The organism is Marvinbryantia formatexigens DSM 14469, from assembly GCF_025148285.1.
GTDB lineage: Bacteria > Bacillota > Clostridia > Lachnospirales > Lachnospiraceae > Marvinbryantia > Marvinbryantia formatexigens.
In genome coordinates, this window is sequence record NZ_CP102268.1 from 146,379 (window position 1) to 163,910 (window position 17,532).

Genomic DNA, 17,532 nt, shown 5'->3' on the forward strand with positions numbered 1-17,532 from the left:
GCCTCCTGTCAGCTCAAGAGCTGGATAATCTGTGGTCCGAGCAGCATCGCCGCGCCGCCGCCCATCTTTTTCAGTCCCTGGAGCTGCTGCGCAGAATCATGCTGGCTGATGCCCGGTCCGAAATCCATCAGTCCGAATGCAATCAGGATTAGCCCGATGCCCTGGACAACTGACATGACAAGCTGGTATATTGTGTTCATCTTTGCGCCAAGCCCGGAAGCATCCTCGGCAGAGGCTGTGATACACAGGGCGGCAGCCATTACTGCTGTCACCATCAGTATCTGTAAAATTCTTCTGATATTCTGTTTCTTTTTCATGTCCTTTCTCTCCATTCTGTAATGAAATGAGCGTGTCATCCGTGACACGCCCATGTTTCAGTGTTTCCTGTTTTTCCTGTGCAGCACTGCGGCTGCTGCCAGCCCGGCGGCTCCCGCAAGGATTATGATGACCGCAGGCAGATACCGGTTAAAATCACCTGTCTGAGCGCCTGCCGCCCTGACCGCTGTCCCCGTGGCGGTACCGCCCTGCGCTGCAGGATTTCCTCCTGCCGCTGCGGTACTTCCGCCAGTTGTTTTCGTCTCATTGTGCGTTTTCCCCGTCAGATTGATTTTCTTCTCTTTCGGTGTATCGTACATGACAAAGGTCTGCAGCTCCATGCTGTCTGTCACCTCAAATTCCAGCTTTTCCGCAAGCTCATAACCTTCCGGCGCAGTCTCCTCCACCAGCACGTACTTTCCTGCGGCAAGGTTCATCACGCGCGGTTCCTCCGTGGATACCCATTCGTCAATTTCTGTTCCTTCCGTATCCCGCAGTATCAGTCTGGCTCCAGGCAGTTCTTTATTGTCTGTAATATCCTGCTTGGATACTGCCGCCTGTATCAGCCTGCCATACATGGTGACCTCCAACAGTGCCTTATCCGGCTTTACTTCAAAGCTTACCGTTTCCGCCTTTGCATATCCTTCCGGTGCTTCCAGCTCCTCCAGACGGTAACTTCCCGCTGGCAGGTTCAGCCGGTATGCTTCCTGGTCTGTCACCCATTCTGCAAGCTTCTCCCCGCTTTCATCCAGGACAGCCAGCCTTGCGCCTGCCACCGCTGTTTTTCCGGATTCATCCAGCTTGCGGAAGGATACTGTCAACAATTCATCCTTCATGACAATCCTGCGGATTTCCAGGCTGTCTGTGAGGGTAAACGTGATGTCCTCTGCCAGCGCATATCCCTCCGGGGCACGCGTTTCTGACAGCGTGTATGTTCCTGCAGACAGTCCTCTGATTCTGTGCGGCTCTTCCGCGGAAGTCCATGCCTCGACCAGATTTCCCGCTTCATCTTCCAGCTGCAGCGCTGCCCCTGCAAGCACATTCTGTCCCGCGGCATCCGTTTTCTGTATGTCAAGCAGGTTTGCCGTCCCTGACAGCTTCACGGAATATCCGGCATTCCCGCTGACCAGTCCCAGCGCATCCACTTCAAACTGGTAGATTCCGGTATCCCTGTTATATCCCGGCATGGCTGCCGTTTCGTAGAAGTAATACACGGCATCATGGCGGAAATCACTGATACTGATACGTCCGTTTTCATCTGTCGTGCATACCCTGCCCGGTTCCATTGCCGTAAGCTCATCCAGCAGCTCCTGTCTGTGCTGTATATTGTCCATTCCGGTTCCCTGCAGCTCTCCGATAACTGCTTCTGCGCGCGCAGCTTTTTCTTCCTCCATTCCTTCTGATGTAAAGATGCAGAAAGAAACACCTGCAAGCGGGACATCCCCGTTTCCGTCTGCTTCCACATCAACCTTATACAGCTCAAAGAATGTTTTTCTGTTTACCACAGTTACATCCTTCCTCATCTCACTGGCACTTTCCCTGCCGGGCAGCTCCACCGTATACAGTTCTGTATCTGCCGCGTAACAGTCTGCTGAAGCAGTTTCCGTATAGCAGTAGCTTCCCGGATACAGGTTTTCTGCCACTGCAGTGCCATCCGTACCGGTACTGATGACAGCAGCCACTGTTCCCTTACGCAGCTCTACAGTTCCGTCCGCGGTATCCATTGTCCGGATAATCCCTGCCGGGTCCGTGATATCCTCCGCAACAGAAATCTCAAAGGAAAATCCTTCCCCGGCAGCTGCTCCTTCCCCGTCCGTTACATGGATACTGATGCTGCCTGTCTGCGGTTTTCCAGTGCTTTCCACCTCCAGTTGTTCTCCTTCATCACCGTCATTACTTACGGAAAACTCCAGCGCTTCTGACAGGAGATAGCCTTCCGGCGCTTTTACCTCTTCCAGCGTATACCTTCCTTCTTCCAGAGGCTCTGGCAGGAGGATTTCTCCCTTATCATCCGTGGTAACGGTATCCGTCAGCTCACCGTCATTCTGGTTATCCTTCATCAGGAGCACCTTCCCGTCCCCGTCAAGTATCCGGAACTGCGCACCGGCAAGCGGGCTTCCGGTATAAAGGTCCTTCTTTACGATTTTTACCTCTCTCATAAAAGGTTCTGTTTCTGTCTGTGTTTCCGTTTCAGATTCTGCTTCTGTCTGCGGCTCCGTCTCCGGTTCAGACGCTTCTTCTGTCTGTGGCTCCGTCTCCGGTTCGGACACTGTTTCTGTCTGCAGCTCTGTTTCCGGTTCGGACACTGTTTCTGTCTGCAGCTCTGTTTCCGGTTCGAACACTGTTTCTGTCTGCAGCTCTGTTTCCGGTTCGGACACTGTTTCTGTCTGCAGCTCTGTTTCCGGTTCGGACGCTGTTTCTGTCTGCGGCTCCGTTTCCACCTCCGTTACCGTCTCCGGTATAAATATTCCTTCTTCTGATACGACAACAGGGCGGAGGACAAACCAAATTTTTCCGCTCCCGTTGTCCTTCACCCTGTAAATGCAGTCATATACACCTGCCTCATCATAGATAACATTGTCAGAAATAAACTCAATGGAAAACTGGTCCCCGTCATACGTAATCCCGCGGAAATCACTGTAAGGGTCAAAATCCCAGGTATCATACGGAATTGTGACAGAAGACATCTGTACAATGCTTCCCTGCAGCGGCAGACCGTCCGTGTCTGTCTCTGCTTCCGTTTCTACCGGCACTGCATCCGTCTGCACGGCATCCATCTGTCCTGTCTGCTCCGTTTCTGTCCATTCGTCCGTTTCTTCTCCCTGCGCGTCAGCATCCTCCTGTAAAGGTTCTGTTCCCGGTTCCTGCAGGGTATCACCCGTCTGGTCTGTTTCCATCTGGTATGTCTCTGACGGGACCTGTGTCTCTTCTTCCTGCTCTTTCTCCCCGAATACCAGCTCCAGCCGGATGTCCTCTTCCGGCATGGTAAACTCCATCCTGTAGGTATTCTCCGGCGCGTCTGTCATGGTATAAGCATGGCTGCTGCCCCTGTCCTCTGAGCTTCGCACATAAGCTTCCGAAAGCTTTAAGCCGTCTGCCGGTTTAATAAGTATTTCCACCGCTTCTTCTGCCCGGTACCGCAGCACCGTGTCCTGTTTTTCCTCCGGATTATCCTTCCTGTACCCTGCCGTCTCGTCCTCCTCTCCCGTTTCCTGCACTCTCTCTTCATCAAAATCATAGCTGCACCCGTCATAATACGGCAGGGTAACGGTATAATACGTCATATCTTCTGTTTCTGCCTCCGTTTCCTCTGCTGTCCCTGCCATCATATCCGGAGCCCTGCTCTCCCCGTATCCGTCTGCTGCAGGGACAGGCAGCCCCATGCTGGAAACTGCCATGAGCAGCGCGGCGGCAAATGATGCAGCCCTTTTCCTTTTCTTCTTTCTCTCCAATCTGTTAAGCCTCCCTGCTCTGTATAGTTGTCTGTCGGATTTCCACCCCGGAGCTTTTCAGACGGCGCCGGTCGCTGCTGCCGTACTCTACGCCCCGTCAGCCAGGCGTGAAAAAGGCATGAAAAAAGGACCGCTTCTGCAGTCCTCTGTTTCCATCCCATTTTCATGTTTCCAAGTGTAGCACAAGAACATTCTCATGGATTCTCAACTTATCCACACGTTTCTTATTTTTTTATTAAGTAGTGTTTAAGTTATTAAAAAGTCAGACAATAGTATTCTCACAGATTCTCAACTTATCCACTTAATCTTATTTTTTTATTAAGGAATACTTATGGAAATAAAAAGACAGAAAAATAGCTGGAAACGTCATTTCCAGCTATTTCGAGTTATTTTCGCCAGTCAGAAGTGCAGCCGTGCAGTGTATTTTTTTCTGTGCTTTGTTACAGTATAGATGTTCAAAAGAGGGATATCTGATGAGTGAACGTGATATTGATATTGACAATATGCAGTGCCGGGTATTTCGTATTGCACAGACCAGATGGAAAAAGTCTCCCTGACACAATCCGATGCTCGCTATCCCTGTGGACAATCAGCCCGGCAAACCTGTAATTTGTCTCTCTGCACCATGACTAATACATCTTATTTTCATAGTCCTGCAACTCATGAAAAATACTATCCACAAATACTACATTATCCATGATGCGATATAGCATAAAATATCTGTGATTTAAGAAGTTAATGCGTCGATATTCTAACTGACGAAGTCTTGGGTTATCACACAGCTTCAAACTTCCTGCCACATGTTTTAAACTTTCGATTGTTATATCGTAATCATTCAGCAGGTTTTCTGCCGCCTGCGTACTTTTTTTCTCAATCAAAAGATATTTAATAAAACGCTCTAAGTCCTCTTCTGCGTCTCTTGTAACTACTACTTTATAATCCATATTTTTCCCTCATATTACGAGAAACTTCTGTCGCATCCTTATACATTCCATGTGCTGCGTGCTCACGTGATTTTTCCAGCTTATCTAATATTTCATGTTCTGTCAATGCTCCATATGGATTTGCATTTGCCCTCCTTATTTCAAAAGGAAAACCATTTACTGCCAACGCCTGTGTTAAAAACATACGAATTGCAGTTGTGGTATCTGTTCCTAAATCCTTAAACAAAGCATCTGACTTTGCTTTTAAATCATCATCTACTCTTACCTGAATCGTACTTGCCATTTACGTCACCTCCTGCATCTACTCTATTTATACTATAAGAATAGCAAACAAATAGTGCCACGTCAATACATTTGTAATGATTTAGCATTGTTGCTTATGTAAAATCATACAAATGGAAATAAAAAGACAAAAAAATAGCCGGAAACATCACTTCCAACTATTTCCAGTTCTTTTCGCCATTCATGCTGAAAAAAGCAGAGTAAAAAAATACCCCGTCTGACTCATGTCGGCATGGAAATATGCATTGTAAATTTTTTATTAACCAATGCACAATCCGTTTATTTGGGGGACTTAATCGTGTACACTAATAACAAGGAGGTGCTATTTATGAATTTCTATTCTGTACGCGATTTAAGAAACGAAACCAAAAGCTTATGGGATAATCTTTCCGCAGGCGGGGAGGTGGTCATCACCAACAATGGAAAACCGGCAGCCTTAATGATTGATATCCCTGCGGACTGCTTTGACGAAGTTGTGCAGGCTGTCCGTCAGGCAAAAGCCATGATTGCCTTCAACAATCTGCGAAGCAAAGCTTCCTCTCGCGGCATTATGTCCAAAAAAGAAATCAAGGCGGAGATTGAAGCTGTCAGAAACGGGGAATAGCTTATGAATATTGTGTTAGGCACCAACGTCCTCGTTTCTGCGCTCTGGTCACCCTCCAGTAAGCCGGTCGCCATTTTAAATGCGGTAATCAGCCGCAGATTTACTGCCTGCTATGATTACCGTATCCTTGGTGAATACAACAACGTCCTGCGCAGACCAAAGTTCGGATTTTCCGAATGGGAAGTCGTCTGCCTGTTGGAACCCATTATTAAAAATGGCATATCTGTCATCGCAGAGCCATTACCGAAAATCCCCTTTACTGACGAAAGCGATAAGAAGTTTTATGAGGTAGCAAAATTCTGCTACGCTCCACTTATCATTGGAAACATAAAGCACTATCCGCAGGATAACTGTATTACCACAGTTGCTGATTTCTATCAGCTTTATTTCTAAACACACTGCGCGCCTGTAATCGCGCGCAGCCTGTTTCCCGTGATATATTTTCTTCTGAGTCCCTGTTTCTGATATATGTCTGCCGGTTCCGGCGGGGACCTGTTTCTGCCGTCCAATTTATCGCCCCTTCAGATTTTTTCCAGATTCCTTATTCATTCCCAGTATTCTTCTGCTGTGCCCCCAGCTCCGCAGCTTTTGCTCCCTGGACGACCCACCTCTGCCCATCCTGCCCGGTACACGTAGACAGCGTCACAATCCTGTCTTCTTCCGTCCATTGTGCACCGGTCTCCAGGGCAGAGCATTCCAGCATCTGCTCCAGCCAGTCTGTATAGGTCCGGCTGTCCGGGAAACGTATGAGATAAGTGCTTCCGGATGCATCTGCCGTATGCACACTGCCGATACGGTACAGGATGGACGCTTCCGGCGTATAAATCCAGAAATACGGGCATTCCTCCCATACCGCGCTGTCCGCATATTCCTTCAGCCGTGCAAACATGCTGCCATCGCGCATGTTATGCCCATAAATGACCGTATTCAGATTCCGGAAGGACGGGGATGATTCACTGTCAAGAAAAATACTTCCGGCAAACAGATACTCCCCGCGGATATCGTGATGCAGGTAAATTTCATTATCCTCTCCCTGCAGGACAGGATAGGATATCCCGACGGCAGGCAGTTCAATCCATCCGGCAATATCCCCGCTCTCTTCCTGCAGACCGCCCCAGTCTGGCACAGACGGCTGCGGAGCATCTGCAGGCAGGATACCGCTTTCCTCCTCTCCGGATGACCTGCCCGTGGAAAGTCCCGTGGTTCCGGATGCAGAGCCGTCCGCGTCTTCCATCCCTGCTGTCCGGCTTATGTATTTTTCCTGCAGAAGCGCATATTCCTGCCTTCCTTTCCGGTAGCCGTATTCTGTACATGCCAGCAGTACCGTACCGGCAATCAGACATCCCGCCGACAGCACTGCGATTACTTTTGCTGCTTTCACCTTATCCTCCTTCCGCCATGCCCTTATATAGGTCGTGGTTTACCATTGCGCTGTAATAGCTGTTTATCGTCATCGGCGCATTGTACAGTGCCGTCAGCAGATAGGCTTTTATGTTCCTGATGCGGCATGTCCTGCCCGCTTCTTCCACGCACTCCAGGACATACCGGATATGTGACATGTCCAGCCTGCCGAACTGTTCCTGCAGGTCGCTGCAGGGCATGGTTATCCCGTCTATCTTTTTCCTGGCATCCGGCGGGGCATTCATGACATCTGCAACCAGGTCCACAATCTCATCCAGCAGGCTGGCAGACTGCGGCATGTCATGTACAAGCACATCATAATCAAGCCTTCTCCGTATCAGGTTTTTCTCGTCTCCTTTCTTCTCCCCGTTCCGCAGATGACTGACAGATGGATGGATAGATGGATTATTATCACTCACGTCAGTATTATTCTTATCAGTCTTATTAGGCGGTCGTTTTGACCCTTCCAGAGCGGTCGGATTGACCTTTCTGGATGTGTCATTCTGACCCTTCTCTCTCTGAGCGGTCGTTCTGACCTTTCCAGATGTGTCATTCTGACCTTTCTGGAAAGGCTCTTCTTCCCCTTCTGCAGCCTTATATTTCCACGTGTCCCTGTCACACGGACAGTCCGCCTGCCCTTCCGGGACCGTTCTTTCCGGTGCTGCAGCCGCTTTCTCCAGCAGCCTGTTGAAATTCATCACATAGAACAGGTTAAGTTTTCCCTGCCCGCGCCGTTTCTTTTCAATCAGACCGGTATCTGCCAGCTCGCTGATAATCCTTCCTGCCTTTTTCTCACCGCAGCCAAGCTCTTCTGCCGCTTCCCTGCGTCCGTAGACTATGTATACCCTTCCTTGTCCGTCAATCCAGTTATTCCTGCGGCTTAAGGACAGCCGGTCAAGCATCAGCCCGTACAGCACCTTCGCCTCACAGGACAGCTCCCGGAAAATCCGCTCCGTAAAAAGTTTCTTCGGTATCCGGTAAAATGTAAACTGGTCTGCTTCCTCTGTATAAAAATAATCAAACTGCCTTACTGTGTTTTCCATCCTTTTCTCCCCGTTCCCGGAATCTGAAATTATATAATTCCAGCAGACTGTTCATGGCATTCCTGCGGTTCCGCCCCAGTGTGGCAATACTGATGCAGTGTTCACGCGCAAAAGCTGTCCATGACACGCCCTGTATGTACAGCTCTTCAATCAGCTCCCTCTGTGGGAGATACAGCATATCCAGGCACCGGCAGACATATGCCAGCTTTTCTTCCTCCTGCTCAAGCTGCATGAACTGGTACGCCATGTCCCCGATTTCGCGCTCGATATCCTGCCTTGTCTTTTTCCAGATGCGGTAAAGCTTATCCCCGCCGCCGGGCGGTGCTGCCGTCCCGCCCTCCTCCGGATGGCGGAATGTATTCCGCTCAATGCACTCTTCCAGCGTTTCGACCTGCCTGTACAGCCGGTCCCTGCGCTCTGCTATCCGGCACTTCAGCCCGTCCATCCCTTTCAGGTAATCCGTCATCTGCTGTTCTGTCATGGGTCCGAATATCATGCCTTTTCTCCTAATATCCCGGTTTCTGCTGTGCTGTGCTTTCCTGCTCCCCGTCTGCTGTTCCTGCAGGCTCCTGCCGCATCGCAGCCACAATCTCCCTGCAGAGCAGGTGCCTGTCCTCCTCCGTGAGCAGCACCCTGCCCGGCTTTTCTTCCGGCTCTTCAAATGCAGCCACCGCTTCGCAGATATAATCTGCCAGTGTTTTATACCGGTTCCTGTCGCGCGCGCTGATTTTCTCCAGTACCAGCCTGTGGTACTCATACCCCGTGTCCAGCCTTACTGTCAGTTTTTTCTCCACTATTTTTCACTCCTTCCAGCCTGGATTCTCAGGAAATTTACCAGCTCCGTCTCGCCGGTAATCTCCTCGCGATATTTCCCGTCAAATATTTGACCCCTGTGGTTTTTCGTCTTTTTCTCAAGAAGATGGTAAAAGACCTCGTCGCATGCCCCGTCACTCCAGTAATGCTCCCTGCAGGGATATTCCGCAGCCACCAGCTCCGTTCCGTCCGGAAATATATACCGGTAATAATTGACGTCGATATTCGGGTCGCGGTACCACAGTCCCCATTCCTTATACCTCTGCAGCCATTCCCTCCGCTGCTGGTTATTTTTCAGCTCCGGCAGGCTGCCCCTTCCTTCCGTCATACCCGTAGCAGCCGGGATGTCTTTTTCTTCTCCTGCCAGGGCATTCCCTTCTTCCTCCGGGACGGTTTCCGGACCGCCACTTTCCGTATCCTTCTGCATCCCGGACAGACCATCATAAAGCTTTTCCAGTATCCGTACAAAACGGACATAGCTCATACATGCGTGTCTGTTTTCCACCTGCAGGGAGATTCCTTCTGCAGAGTTCCCGAACCGCCACGCATAATCCCTGCCGGACGAATACATGGAACCATGCGGGGACACTGCCCTCCGGACCGCTTCCGCTTTTTTCCGTGTGTCCTTCTCCCTTCTGCAGCACTCCAGCATTTTCTGTGTTTCCCGGCTGTTACGCGTGCAGAATTCCCGCACCAGTTCCTCCTGGAGATTCTGCTGCTCCTTTTCTGCATTTTTCCGGAAGTTTTCCAGTTCCTCCTGCCGGATGCTCTCTTTCCCGGCGCACTGTTCCAGAAAAGCCTCCTGTTCCTCCTGTGTCATTAATGACACGTTATAGGCTGCCGCAAGGCGTATGCGTCCTTTCCTCACAGCTTCCTGCAGCTTTTCATGTCCGTGTTTCTGTATTCTTTCAATCTTTGCAGCCTGCCCGGTCGAAATATGCACCTGCGCCGCGGCAATCTCCCTTGTGCGTCCCCGGAGACTGATGTTCCCGGAATCCGTGCTTATCTGCTTATATCCTTTCTGCTTCAGCTCCGATATGATTTTTCCCCATTCCGTCACCTCAAAATACAAATCCGCGTCCGACTTGTCCCGGTTCAGGCAGTTTGTCCGCAGGATGGCATACATTTCCTTTTCCTGCGCAGACAGCGGCAGGTCATAATACGCCATTGTACGGACAAAGCACGGGATATCCTTCTTCCAGATTCCCCTGTCTATCAGATCATCAAGCGCCGTCAGCCTGCGTTCCCCGGTAATCAGAAGATAGTTTCCGTCTTCTGCAGGCGTCACCTCCAGCGGCTGCGCCAGCCCGCATCTTGCAATATCCTCCGCAAGCTCCTGCACGTTGCTGATTTCATAACCGTTTCTCGGATTTTTCCGTATGCGTTCCCTCGGAATCCAGACAGTGTCCATATCTCTTCCTGTCTTTGCCACACTCACATCCGACAGAAGGTCACTTACCACACCAAATTTTCCCATTATGCATTTCTCCCTTCCGCTTCCTGTTTTGCTGCAATATAGGCTGTCAGCGCGGCATAATCCCTTGTTGCCTTCACCTTCATGCCAGGGTCATATGCAAGCAGCGGCATATGCTTGTGCGAGCACTCCGCCACTGCCACGTTCTCATTGATTGTAAACGGCAGAATCAGCTCACTGTAAACAGCATCCAGCAGCTCCTGTGCATACCGGCTGATGCCCAGCTTTGAGCGGAATTTCGTGAAAAATATCCCGCCTACGGAAAGATTCCCTGCATACCGCTTTACCTCATCCACCAGCTCTGTCATCGTCAGCTCTATCCCGAACAGACTGCCGTCGTCTGTCAGTGTCGGGATATACACCTCATCCGCCGCAACAAGGGCGTTGATATTAAGGATTGAGAGAGACGGCGCGCAGTCTATCAGGCAGAAATCATAGTCCCCTCTTACCCTGTCAAGCTGCTCCTTCAGCCGGAACTGCTGCGGATGTCGGATATCCGCTTTCAGCTTTTCTTCAATGGCTGCCAGCGTCGGATAGGACGGGAGCAGCCACAGACCATCGTAAGCTGTTTTCCTTATCACCTCGCGCGGGTCCAGCTCCGTACTGACAAGCAAATCCCCGATATGGTATGTTTCCTTTCTGCGTACATCCTCCCTGCGCGCTTTTATCAGCTGGATAAAATCCGTCGTACCAAACAGGTTGCTTGCATTCCCCTGCGGGTCAATATCTGCCACCAGGACACGCATCCCGTGCCTTGCCGCAAGCATATGCGCGATTGTGGTGACAGATGCGGTCTTGCCCACGCCTCCTTTGTTATTCAGAAATACAATCGTTTTCATTTCTCTTTCCCCTCTCTGTACTTTCAATAGTTTTACCTGGATAATCTGAATCCTCCATCGAATATTCTGCGCGGAAGTGCTCTTTTCGTTCTGAATACTTCCTAACAATTTATATGGACTACCCTTCTTTTATGGCTGCAAATAATTCCGGTTATGTAGTTTTTTCGCTGAACTGTTAGTTTCATGTATTCGCCATTCCGGAATTTTTGCCTTTAGAAAAGCAATATAGTCTACAATACTATTCAATGTCCTTATATCTAGTTTCTGGAAATCATATGCGTGTTCATTATCCAGCGGCTGATATTTTGCGCGCAGAAATAGCTGCATTTCCGCCAAGCTGTAATGTACCTTTTCACCATGTTCATCTATAAAATAATCCTTTACTTCAATTTTCCCAATCAGCTTCTTTTTGATAACTGCCTCTTTTTCACTTTCCATATTTTCACAAACATACTTTGCTTCACATCCTGGGCATACCTGTCTCCCTTCCGGGATAATTTCCCCGCAAATGATACATCGCTCTTCCATATTCCCACCTCATCATCTTTCCTGGCTTTTTACTGCAGTGTCCTGTATTTATCCATCTGTTTTACACCGGAATCCCCATCATCTTCCATGTAGGAGCGGATGATTCTTCTATCTTCATTTGCCTGTACCGTTTTCCCCTGCATATAAGCCCGTCCTTCTGCTTCTGTTTTGAAAAATGGTATTTCGTAATCTGCCACAATCTCCTGTAAAATCTGCTCTAAAATTTTCATTTCCTGTCCTCCGTTCATTTTTTCTACTTTCCAACACCTGCTCAACCGTCTTATTTGTCCAAATCTTTCTTGGGGCAGCTTACAACTATATATACAAAAAATAAATCAATACTATTTCAAACGTAAATGCTCCTATAAAGATGCTCCGACAAAACACCATCGCAAGGACCTGCCAAGGTATTTGGTGCCAATTCAGCTTTTCTTTCTCTATATATAAATAAAGATTAAAAATATAGAGAACCATTGCAATGAAAAATGCTATTACTCCTAAAATAATGCAAAAACCTAATACGTCATTGTCACTTACCATTTCTTCCTCTCTTTCTGTCGGATACCACTTTCTGGTCATAGACGGCAGTTTTCCATATTCTTTTCCGGCAGCATCCGGCATGATTTTTGTATCCATGTGTATACTTTTATTTCACATACAGATAAATGATTCTGAGCATTTTCAGTATCATAGCTGCTGCATGGATAAATACTGTCAGTATTGCAAGAATTACCAGAATTATGTCATCCCATGATTTTTTCATTCCCGCCTCCCTCTCAAGCAAACCGGTTCTGCGGTTCACTGTAATCCATACACGGATTTTCCATGCGTGTCCTGCTTTTCAGATAAGGGCAGTTCACTTCCACCAGTTTCTGTGCCATGACCGGGACCACGCTGTTTCCTATTTTTGCTACCTGCTGGCTTACCGGAATCCGTTTCCCCGTATAATCATGGTCCATGATATAGTCTTCCGGAAACCCCTGTCCCAGCATCAGTTCCCGCGGCTTCAGCATCCGCAGAAAAAAATCCTGTATTACATGTCTGTTCCCAGCCACTGTGATTAACGCAAACCGTTCTTTCGTCACTATTGTATGCAGTGGTTCCCTTATACCCTGCCCGGTGCCGCATCCGTAATACTCCATGATATACTGTGACGTCCATGTGCATTTCCGGAGTATTTCCTCTGCTGGTTCCCTGCACTGGCTGCCCCCCCCCGAACATTTCCTGCAGCACCGCAGGAATATCCGAATTCAAAGTTTCCGGATTATCAGACACAAATTTTCCCAGACCGCGCGCGATACGTTTCATGGTGTTTTCTGCCAGAGGCTTTTTCCGTCCGAAAATGGATTTCCCGAAATCCTGCAAATCCAGATATTTACAGATTGGTTCCCACGGCTTCAGTCCGTTTATGCCGCCCCTGCTGTGCGTTCTCTCTGGAAAGGTGACAGCTCTGCCATCCCGCCAGAAAACTGCATACCAGCGTTTCCGTGTCGTCGGTGCCCCATAGTCTGCCGCCACCAGTTCCCTGCTGTCAGAAACATATCCGAGTGCAGACATCGCACAGATGAATTTTTTATAATCTTCCCCGGCGCGCTCCCAGACAGGATATCCGTTCCCGTCAAGCGGTCCCCATTTCTGGATTTCTTCTACATTCTCCATGATGACTACATCCGGTTTTAATGCTGCCACATGCATATGTACTGCCCACGGCAGTACGCGCTGTCCTTTCTCACGCGGCTTTCCTCCTTTTGCCCTGGAAAACTGCGTGCAGTCCGGTGATGCCCACATCAGCGCCACATGCCGTCCTTTCACGTATTCCTGCAGATTAACCCGGAATACATCTTCTGTCAGGTGCAGCGTGCCCGGATGGTTTGTTTTATGTATCCGGATTGCTTCCGGGTCATGGTCTACCGCTATATCAACATGACGACCAAGTGCCATTTCGATACCGGTGGAAGCTCCGCCTCCGCCTGCGAATAAATCAATAATCAGACCGTCTGTCATTTTTCATGCCTTTCGAAATGCAGCTCCATTAAATCCGCTGCCATAAAATACTCTTTTGCATATCTGCTGTTACCATGTCTTTCTTTTACGCGTTCCCGGAATTCCTGTAATGTCCCGCTGAAGCATCCGCAGCTTACGCCGATTCCATTTCTGGTCTGGAAAAATGTTGCTGTACGGTTACTGGACCCAAGCCCGCGGATGCACACGTAATCAGCATCGCTGCATACCAGCGCGTCTCTGCATAAATGGGCATTTCCGCCTACTTTTGCATCGCCGCCGACATATGCTTCATCATCCACGCTGGCATTTTCATATATTTCAGCATCCCCGCAGATTCTGGCATTGCCACCTACTTTTGCATTCCCATATACCCATGCATTATCCAGTATCATCGCATCATCTTTTACTTCTGCTTCTTTATATACCCATGCTTCACCATCATGGGAAAGATTATTCTCATTTTCGATAAACCCTCCCATTTCTCCCTCCCGGACATTCCCAAAGGATATCAGTGCCTTTACCCTAAACAGCTTTTTTCCGGACCGGGTTATGGTTTCTTCCGTCATTTCAAATTTCTTCATTGTCTCTTTTCTCCTTCGCTACTTCCAGGCAGCAAGCATACTGGTACGTTTGTTATATTCAGAAATCTCTTTCAATCCGTGCTCTTTCAAACTCTGCTGTATCCTGATTGATAACTTCGGCAAATTCCAAAAATGTAATTATTCCAAGTAATTGCGTCATACACCAGCTGCTATACTCCTTACTCCCTTTTAAGCTTTTTGCCTGTGCTTCTTTGCAATCTTTTAAATACGCTCCAAATAACTTCTGGTATTTCTCAAACATAATATCTCCCTCACTACACCTTTCTTTCATCGTGTTTATCAGATGACACACCAGAGTTCATTCATCCCCGACTATTCCAGGATGCAGGCGGTGTATTTCCTTCTCCAGAAGTTCTTTCGCGAATTCATTACCGGACATATCACTTTTGCCCCGTTCCCTCTTAATTTCATATAGCCTGTCAAAATCTTCCTCAGACAGATAAAATTCAAACTTTGCTGCCATACGACCATTCCCTCTTTCATTAAATTGTTTCTTACGGTTTATATTCAATGTGTCATTTATGACACGCTGTCTGCTTTATTGCTGACGGATTACTTCAAGTATTTCATTATCCGGAAACTTCAGTTTCCGGCACAGCCGTATCACCTCCGGATATGTAAATCTCTCCGGATGATTTTTCTTCTGCGCGAATGTCTTTTCTGCCATACCAGTAACCAGTGCCATCTGCTTATCTGTTACTTGATATGCCTCCATACGCTTCAGAATATTCCCCTTCATTAGCGCATACCTTATTTCCTCGTCTGATTTCTTGATAACTGGCATGTTAGTCCTCCTCTCATTGCTCCTGCTTTCAATTTTTCTAAAATGCTGTTCTCCTACTGAATGCTTTAGCCATATTAAAGGGTTATGGGCAATTATGTGATTTCTTAGGTTGTTGAGATGTTTTGTTCGCCTGATTGTTTTCCATTTCTGTTATAACAGATTGTTTTCCAGCTCTGAATCCAGACATAAACACTTCCAAAATATCCGCTTCTTTATTTGGCATGTTTTTTACATTCTCAATTACTTGCAGTTTTTTCTTACTGTACATCCCTAACCCTCCTTTCTTTTCTGAGATAAGAATACTATTTCTAGGATAAGTTGTCAATATATTTCTGTTGACTGAGAAAACTTTTTTTGATACACTGATTAAGGGGTGATAGAATGGAACTAAAAAACAGGCTCCAAATAATTCTTGATGAGCAGCATCTAAAACAGAAAGATTTTGCCCAGGCAATCAAAGTCACTGAAAGTTACGTATCTAATATGTTAAATGGCAAGCGAAAAAATATTTCCGAATCTCTTGCTGTACTCATAGAGCAAACATACGGATATTCATCACAGTGGATATTAACCGGAGAAGGTGAACGATATATAACACAATCACGTATTCCCGAATTATCCCCTACTAAAAAAAGACTAATTTCTGAAATAGAAAAAATGTCCGATGCAGAACTTGACGCTGTATTAGTATTCATCAACTCTTTAGATGATTATAAAAAAGCTTTCAATGCATCCGATAAAAACTGATGCTAAAAAATATCAACAGGCAATGCAGGTGTTAATCTACACCTGCTCTTTGTTTGTGAATAATAGTACAATTCACTAGAGCACCTTTTCCGACATCAAGTATCCGATTTACAAAATTTTAATATACAGTTTTCGTTTATTGTGTTGACATTTTACGAAAATTACATTACAATCCTTTACAAAGAAAGGAGCTGTTGCATATGGCTAATTTAAATATCCGTGTTGATGACACACTCAAACAACAGGCTGAACTGATTTTCTCTGACCTTGGAATCAGTCTTTCTGCCGCCACCACAATGTTTCTTAAACAGGTAGTCCGTTATAATGGTATTCCTTTTGAGCTTCGTGCTGACCCGTTTTATTCTGCTGAAAACCAGGCGCGCCTAATGGTTTCTAAAGAACGTATGGAAAAAAACGGCGGTACCATACATGAGCTTATAGAGGTGGATGATGATTAAATCATGGGACGATTTTGCGTGGGAAGATTATCTTTACTGGCAAAAACAGGATAAAAAAACATTAAAACGTATTAACCAGTTATTACAGGATATCGACCGCAACGGTTATACTGGTATTGGTAAACCAGAGCCCTTGAAGGGCAACCTGCAGGGTTACTGGAGCCGCAGAATAGATGATTCCAACCGTCTGGTATATCGAATTGTCGAAAACCGGATTGAAATTCTTCAGTGTCGGACTCACTATAACAATAAATAATAACGTTCATCCCGGATTGCCTGTTATCCGGGATTTTTTTCTTTCCGTACTTCTCATCCCCACCAGTATAATTCACTGGTACTATCGTATACCGTTTTTTTATTCACAGACATCAGCCTGATTCATACATCTTCTGTTACGCCGATTCTACTTCCTTGTAATTAACCGCCTCTGCTGCCCTCCTGTTCCAGAGTTCCGCCAGACGTTTGCGTTCCTCTTCCGAAAGCTCTTTTAGTTCTTTCTCTTCTCCGTTTATAATTGCAATGTTTCGGTATGCCATAAAACTCCCTCTGCCAAGATATTGGAGACTGATTGCACTTGTTTCCTTTAAATCGTCCGCACCGCCATGTATTTTTCAATTCATTCCAGCCACCCGTGTCATTTATGACACGCTGTCTGCTTTATTTCTGACGGATTACTTCAAGTATTTCATTATCCGGAAACTTCAATTTCCGGCACAGCCGTATCACCTCCGGATATGTAAATCTCTCCGGATGATTTTTCTTCTGCGCGAATGTCTTTTCTGCCATACCAGTAACCAGTGCCATCTGCTTATCTGTTACTTGATATGCCTCCATACGCTTCAGAATATTCCCCTTCATTAGCGCATACCTTATTTCTTCGTCTGATTTCTTGATAACTGGCATGTTAGTCCTTCTCTCTTATTCTATAGTTTATAGAATCATTAAAATACCATAGTGGGTCTTGAAAAATTAAAATTTTATAGAAACCATGTGTCCTATTGGTCTATTGAGCTATTTTACTTGACTGCCCCATTTCGTCCTGTTTTTCAATAACATGTTCCGCTTCCATCCCCGCCATAAAGATTAATACTTTAGAAACTCGTTCTTGTGACATTTCTGTGATTTTTTTAATTGCGATATCTCTATTATCCTGTTTCACTTAAATATCCCCTTTCTTTTCTTCACTGATTGAAGTATATTATAAACAGTTTAAGTTGTCAATATATTTTTCTTGACTAATTT

At 47.0% G+C, this 17,532-nt stretch carries 28 protein-coding genes; 5 read left to right on the top strand and 23 right to left on the bottom strand.

All coding sequences use genetic code 11. The features are described from left to right. Positions 1-8 precede the first annotated feature (8 nt). The 4 genes from NQ534_RS00680 to NQ534_RS00695 all read right to left on the bottom strand — a co-directional run bounded on the left by NQ534_RS00680 (position 9) and on the right by NQ534_RS00695 (position 4,994). Complete coding sequence (locus tag NQ534_RS00680; RefSeq protein WP_143115784.1) at positions 9-317, bottom strand: hypothetical protein; 309 nt, start codon at positions 315-317, stop codon at positions 9-11. 57 nt (positions 318-374) lie between these two features. After that, entirely contained in the window at positions 375-3,767 is a 3,393-nt protein-coding gene (locus NQ534_RS00685; RefSeq protein WP_040781522.1) for an MSCRAMM family protein, read from the bottom strand. A 629-nt stretch (positions 3,768-4,396) separates the two neighbouring features. After that, entirely contained in the window at positions 4,397-4,711 is a 315-nt protein-coding gene (locus NQ534_RS00690; RefSeq protein WP_006860244.1) for a type II toxin-antitoxin system RelE/ParE family toxin, read from the bottom strand. Then, the gene (locus tag NQ534_RS00695; protein WP_006860243.1) at positions 4,701-4,994 is read right to left on the bottom strand and encodes a type II toxin-antitoxin system RelB/DinJ family antitoxin; all 294 of its coding nucleotides are present in this window, start codon (positions 4,992-4,994) and stop codon (positions 4,701-4,703) included. The genes NQ534_RS00690 and NQ534_RS00695 overlap by 11 nt, the downstream gene beginning before the upstream one ends. 327 nt (positions 4,995-5,321) lie before the next feature. Between NQ534_RS00695 and NQ534_RS00700 the strand changes: the two genes are divergently transcribed. Beyond that, a complete protein-coding gene (locus NQ534_RS00700) occupies positions 5,322-5,597 on the top strand; it encodes a type II toxin-antitoxin system Phd/YefM family antitoxin (RefSeq protein ID WP_040781518.1) in 276 nt (91 codons plus the stop codon). Between the two features lie 3 nt (positions 5,598-5,600). Beyond that, a complete protein-coding gene (locus tag NQ534_RS00705) occupies positions 5,601-5,990 on the top strand; it encodes a PIN domain-containing protein (protein ID WP_006860241.1) in 390 nt (129 codons plus the stop codon). 148 nt (positions 5,991-6,138) lie between these two features. Here NQ534_RS00705 and NQ534_RS00710 read toward each other — a convergent pair whose 3' ends face one another. From NQ534_RS00710 to NQ534_RS00785, 16 genes are all read right to left on the bottom strand, one after another. Beyond that, positions 6,139-6,978: a class B sortase gene (locus tag NQ534_RS00710; protein ID WP_006860239.1), complete on the bottom strand. Its 840-nt coding sequence runs from the start codon at positions 6,976-6,978 to the stop codon at positions 6,139-6,141. 1 nt (position 6,979) lies between these two features. Further along, complete coding sequence (locus NQ534_RS00715) at positions 6,980-8,041, bottom strand: replication initiator protein A (protein ID WP_006860238.1); 1,062 nt, start codon at positions 8,039-8,041, stop codon at positions 6,980-6,982. Next, positions 8,016-8,537 (bottom strand): hypothetical protein, encoded by a 522-nt coding sequence (locus NQ534_RS00720; RefSeq protein ID WP_006860237.1) that lies wholly within the window; start codon positions 8,535-8,537, stop codon positions 8,016-8,018. The genes NQ534_RS00715 and NQ534_RS00720 overlap by 26 nt, the downstream gene beginning before the upstream one ends. 10 nt (positions 8,538-8,547) lie before the next feature. Then, the gene (locus tag NQ534_RS00725; RefSeq protein ID WP_006860236.1) at positions 8,548-8,835 is read right to left on the bottom strand and encodes a hypothetical protein; all 288 of its coding nucleotides are present in this window, start codon (positions 8,833-8,835) and stop codon (positions 8,548-8,550) included. Beyond that, positions 8,835-10,331 (bottom strand): ParB/RepB/Spo0J family partition protein, encoded by a 1,497-nt coding sequence (locus tag NQ534_RS00730; RefSeq protein ID WP_006860235.1) that lies wholly within the window; start codon positions 10,329-10,331, stop codon positions 8,835-8,837. The genes NQ534_RS00725 and NQ534_RS00730 overlap by 1 nt, the downstream gene beginning before the upstream one ends. Then, on the bottom strand, positions 10,331-11,167 hold the full coding sequence (locus tag NQ534_RS00735; protein ID WP_050778257.1) for a ParA family protein: 837 nt from the start codon (positions 11,165-11,167) through the stop codon (positions 10,331-10,333). Before NQ534_RS00735 ends, NQ534_RS00730 begins: the two co-directional genes overlap by 1 nt. A gap of 129 nt (positions 11,168-11,296) precedes the next feature. Then, positions 11,297-11,695, bottom strand: coding sequence for a hypothetical protein (locus NQ534_RS00740; RefSeq protein WP_006860233.1), 399 nt, complete (start codon positions 11,693-11,695; stop codon positions 11,297-11,299). A 29-nt stretch (positions 11,696-11,724) separates the two neighbouring features. Continuing rightward, positions 11,725-11,925, bottom strand: a complete 201-nt coding sequence (locus NQ534_RS00745; protein ID WP_143115785.1) for a hypothetical protein — start codon at positions 11,923-11,925, stop codon at positions 11,725-11,727. An 85-nt stretch (positions 11,926-12,010) separates the two neighbouring features. Next, complete coding sequence (locus tag NQ534_RS00750; protein WP_006860231.1) at positions 12,011-12,331, bottom strand: hypothetical protein; 321 nt, start codon at positions 12,329-12,331, stop codon at positions 12,011-12,013. A 140-nt stretch (positions 12,332-12,471) separates the two neighbouring features. Next, positions 12,472-12,708 (bottom strand): hypothetical protein, encoded by a 237-nt coding sequence (locus NQ534_RS00755; RefSeq protein WP_330371597.1) that lies wholly within the window; start codon positions 12,706-12,708, stop codon positions 12,472-12,474. Continuing rightward, positions 12,644-13,699 (bottom strand): DNA cytosine methyltransferase, encoded by a 1,056-nt coding sequence (locus tag NQ534_RS00760; protein ID WP_006860228.1) that lies wholly within the window; start codon positions 13,697-13,699, stop codon positions 12,644-12,646. The genes NQ534_RS00755 and NQ534_RS00760 overlap by 65 nt, the downstream gene beginning before the upstream one ends. Then, positions 13,696-14,280, bottom strand: a complete 585-nt coding sequence (locus tag NQ534_RS00765) for an LbetaH domain-containing protein (RefSeq protein ID WP_006860227.1) — start codon at positions 14,278-14,280, stop codon at positions 13,696-13,698. The genes NQ534_RS00760 and NQ534_RS00765 overlap by 4 nt, the downstream gene beginning before the upstream one ends. 58 nt (positions 14,281-14,338) lie before the next feature. Then, the gene (locus NQ534_RS00770) at positions 14,339-14,542 is read right to left on the bottom strand and encodes a hypothetical protein (protein WP_040781513.1); all 204 of its coding nucleotides are present in this window, start codon (positions 14,540-14,542) and stop codon (positions 14,339-14,341) included. A gap of 57 nt (positions 14,543-14,599) precedes the next feature. Further along, positions 14,600-14,764 (bottom strand): hypothetical protein, encoded by a 165-nt coding sequence (locus NQ534_RS00775; RefSeq protein WP_006860225.1) that lies wholly within the window; start codon positions 14,762-14,764, stop codon positions 14,600-14,602. A gap of 75 nt (positions 14,765-14,839) precedes the next feature. Beyond that, a complete protein-coding gene (locus tag NQ534_RS00780; RefSeq protein WP_006860224.1) occupies positions 14,840-15,085 on the bottom strand; it encodes a hypothetical protein in 246 nt (81 codons plus the stop codon). Positions 15,086-15,167: 82 nt separating this feature from the next. Continuing rightward, the gene (locus NQ534_RS00785; RefSeq protein WP_006860223.1) at positions 15,168-15,353 is read right to left on the bottom strand and encodes a hypothetical protein; all 186 of its coding nucleotides are present in this window, start codon (positions 15,351-15,353) and stop codon (positions 15,168-15,170) included. 113 nt (positions 15,354-15,466) lie between these two features. On the opposite strand from NQ534_RS00785, the gene NQ534_RS00790 reads away from it, so the two are divergent. From NQ534_RS00790 to NQ534_RS00800, 3 genes are all read left to right on the top strand, one after another. Then, entirely contained in the window at positions 15,467-15,832 is a 366-nt protein-coding gene (locus NQ534_RS00790) for a helix-turn-helix transcriptional regulator (RefSeq protein WP_006860222.1), read from the top strand. 200 nt (positions 15,833-16,032) lie between these two features. Next, positions 16,033-16,290 (top strand): type II toxin-antitoxin system RelB/DinJ family antitoxin, encoded by a 258-nt coding sequence (locus tag NQ534_RS00795; protein WP_006860220.1) that lies wholly within the window; start codon positions 16,033-16,035, stop codon positions 16,288-16,290. Further along, complete coding sequence (locus tag NQ534_RS00800; RefSeq protein WP_040781509.1) at positions 16,283-16,546, top strand: Txe/YoeB family addiction module toxin; 264 nt, start codon at positions 16,283-16,285, stop codon at positions 16,544-16,546. Before NQ534_RS00795 ends, NQ534_RS00800 begins: the two co-directional genes overlap by 8 nt. A 136-nt stretch (positions 16,547-16,682) precedes the next feature. Here NQ534_RS00800 and NQ534_RS00805 read toward each other — a convergent pair whose 3' ends face one another. The 3 genes from NQ534_RS00805 to NQ534_RS00815 all read right to left on the bottom strand — a co-directional run bounded on the left by NQ534_RS00805 (position 16,683) and on the right by NQ534_RS00815 (position 17,449). Continuing rightward, on the bottom strand, positions 16,683-16,826 hold the full coding sequence (locus NQ534_RS00805) for a hypothetical protein (RefSeq protein WP_006860218.1): 144 nt from the start codon (positions 16,824-16,826) through the stop codon (positions 16,683-16,685). Between the two features lie 121 nt (positions 16,827-16,947). Then, entirely contained in the window at positions 16,948-17,193 is a 246-nt protein-coding gene (locus tag NQ534_RS00810) for a hypothetical protein (RefSeq protein ID WP_006860217.1), read from the bottom strand. Positions 17,194-17,293: 100 nt separating this feature from the next. Next, a complete protein-coding gene (locus tag NQ534_RS00815; RefSeq protein WP_006860216.1) occupies positions 17,294-17,449 on the bottom strand; it encodes a hypothetical protein in 156 nt (51 codons plus the stop codon). Between the last annotated feature and the right edge of the window lie 83 nt (positions 17,450-17,532).

Excerpts from the sequence above, each read along its gene's own strand:
- NQ534_RS00735 (WP_050778257.1), bottom strand. The coding sequence starts at position 11,167 with ATGAAAACGATTGTATTTCTGAATAACAAAGGAGGCGTGGGCAAGACC.
- NQ534_RS00790 (WP_006860222.1), top strand. The coding sequence starts at position 15,467 with ATGGAACTAAAAAACAGGCTCCAAATAATTCTTGATGAGCAGCATCTA.
- NQ534_RS00705 (WP_006860241.1), top strand. The coding sequence starts at position 5,601 with ATGAATATTGTGTTAGGCACCAACGTCCTCGTTTCTGCGCTCTGGTCA.
- NQ534_RS00760 (WP_006860228.1), bottom strand. The coding sequence starts at position 13,699 with ATGACAGACGGTCTGATTATTGATTTATTCGCAGGCGGAGGCGGAGCT.
- NQ534_RS00695 (WP_006860243.1), bottom strand. The coding sequence starts at position 4,994 with ATGGCAAGTACGATTCAGGTAAGAGTAGATGATGATTTAAAAGCAAAG.
- NQ534_RS00770 (WP_040781513.1), bottom strand. The coding sequence starts at position 14,542 with ATGTTTGAGAAATACCAGAAGTTATTTGGAGCGTATTTAAAAGATTGC.
- NQ534_RS00740 (WP_006860233.1), bottom strand. The coding sequence starts at position 11,695 with ATGGAAGAGCGATGTATCATTTGCGGGGAAATTATCCCGGAAGGGAGA.
- NQ534_RS00690 (WP_006860244.1), bottom strand. The coding sequence starts at position 4,711 with ATGGATTATAAAGTAGTAGTTACAAGAGACGCAGAAGAGGACTTAGAG.
- NQ534_RS00785 (WP_006860223.1), bottom strand. The coding sequence starts at position 15,353 with ATGTACAGTAAGAAAAAACTGCAAGTAATTGAGAATGTAAAAAACATG.
- NQ534_RS00720 (WP_006860237.1), bottom strand. The coding sequence starts at position 8,537 with ATGATATTCGGACCCATGACAGAACAGCAGATGACGGATTACCTGAAA.
- NQ534_RS00730 (WP_006860235.1), bottom strand. The coding sequence starts at position 10,331 with ATGGGAAAATTTGGTGTGGTAAGTGACCTTCTGTCGGATGTGAGTGTG.
- NQ534_RS00680 (WP_143115784.1), bottom strand. The coding sequence starts at position 317 with ATGAAAAAGAAACAGAATATCAGAAGAATTTTACAGATACTGATGGTG.
- NQ534_RS00700 (WP_040781518.1), top strand. The coding sequence starts at position 5,322 with ATGAATTTCTATTCTGTACGCGATTTAAGAAACGAAACCAAAAGCTTA.
- NQ534_RS00775 (WP_006860225.1), bottom strand. The coding sequence starts at position 14,764 with ATGGCAGCAAAGTTTGAATTTTATCTGTCTGAGGAAGATTTTGACAGG.
- NQ534_RS00745 (WP_143115785.1), bottom strand. The coding sequence starts at position 11,925 with ATGAAAATTTTAGAGCAGATTTTACAGGAGATTGTGGCAGATTACGAA.
- NQ534_RS00805 (WP_006860218.1), bottom strand. The coding sequence starts at position 16,826 with ATGGCATACCGAAACATTGCAATTATAAACGGAGAAGAGAAAGAACTA.
- NQ534_RS00795 (WP_006860220.1), top strand. The coding sequence starts at position 16,033 with ATGGCTAATTTAAATATCCGTGTTGATGACACACTCAAACAACAGGCT.
- NQ534_RS00755 (WP_330371597.1), bottom strand. The coding sequence starts at position 12,708 with ATGCTGAAGCCGCGGGAACTGATGCTGGGACAGGGGTTTCCGGAAGAC.
- NQ534_RS00780 (WP_006860224.1), bottom strand. The coding sequence starts at position 15,085 with ATGCCAGTTATCAAGAAATCAGACGAGGAAATAAGGTATGCGCTAATG.
- NQ534_RS00715 (WP_006860238.1), bottom strand. The coding sequence starts at position 8,041 with ATGGAAAACACAGTAAGGCAGTTTGATTATTTTTATACAGAGGAAGCA.
- NQ534_RS00750 (WP_006860231.1), bottom strand. The coding sequence starts at position 12,331 with ATGGATACAAAAATCATGCCGGATGCTGCCGGAAAAGAATATGGAAAA.
- NQ534_RS00800 (WP_040781509.1), top strand. The coding sequence starts at position 16,283 with ATGATTAAATCATGGGACGATTTTGCGTGGGAAGATTATCTTTACTGG.
- NQ534_RS00765 (WP_006860227.1), bottom strand. The coding sequence starts at position 14,280 with ATGAAGAAATTTGAAATGACGGAAGAAACCATAACCCGGTCCGGAAAA.
- NQ534_RS00810 (WP_006860217.1), bottom strand. The coding sequence starts at position 17,193 with ATGCCAGTTATCAAGAAATCAGACGAAGAAATAAGGTATGCGCTAATG.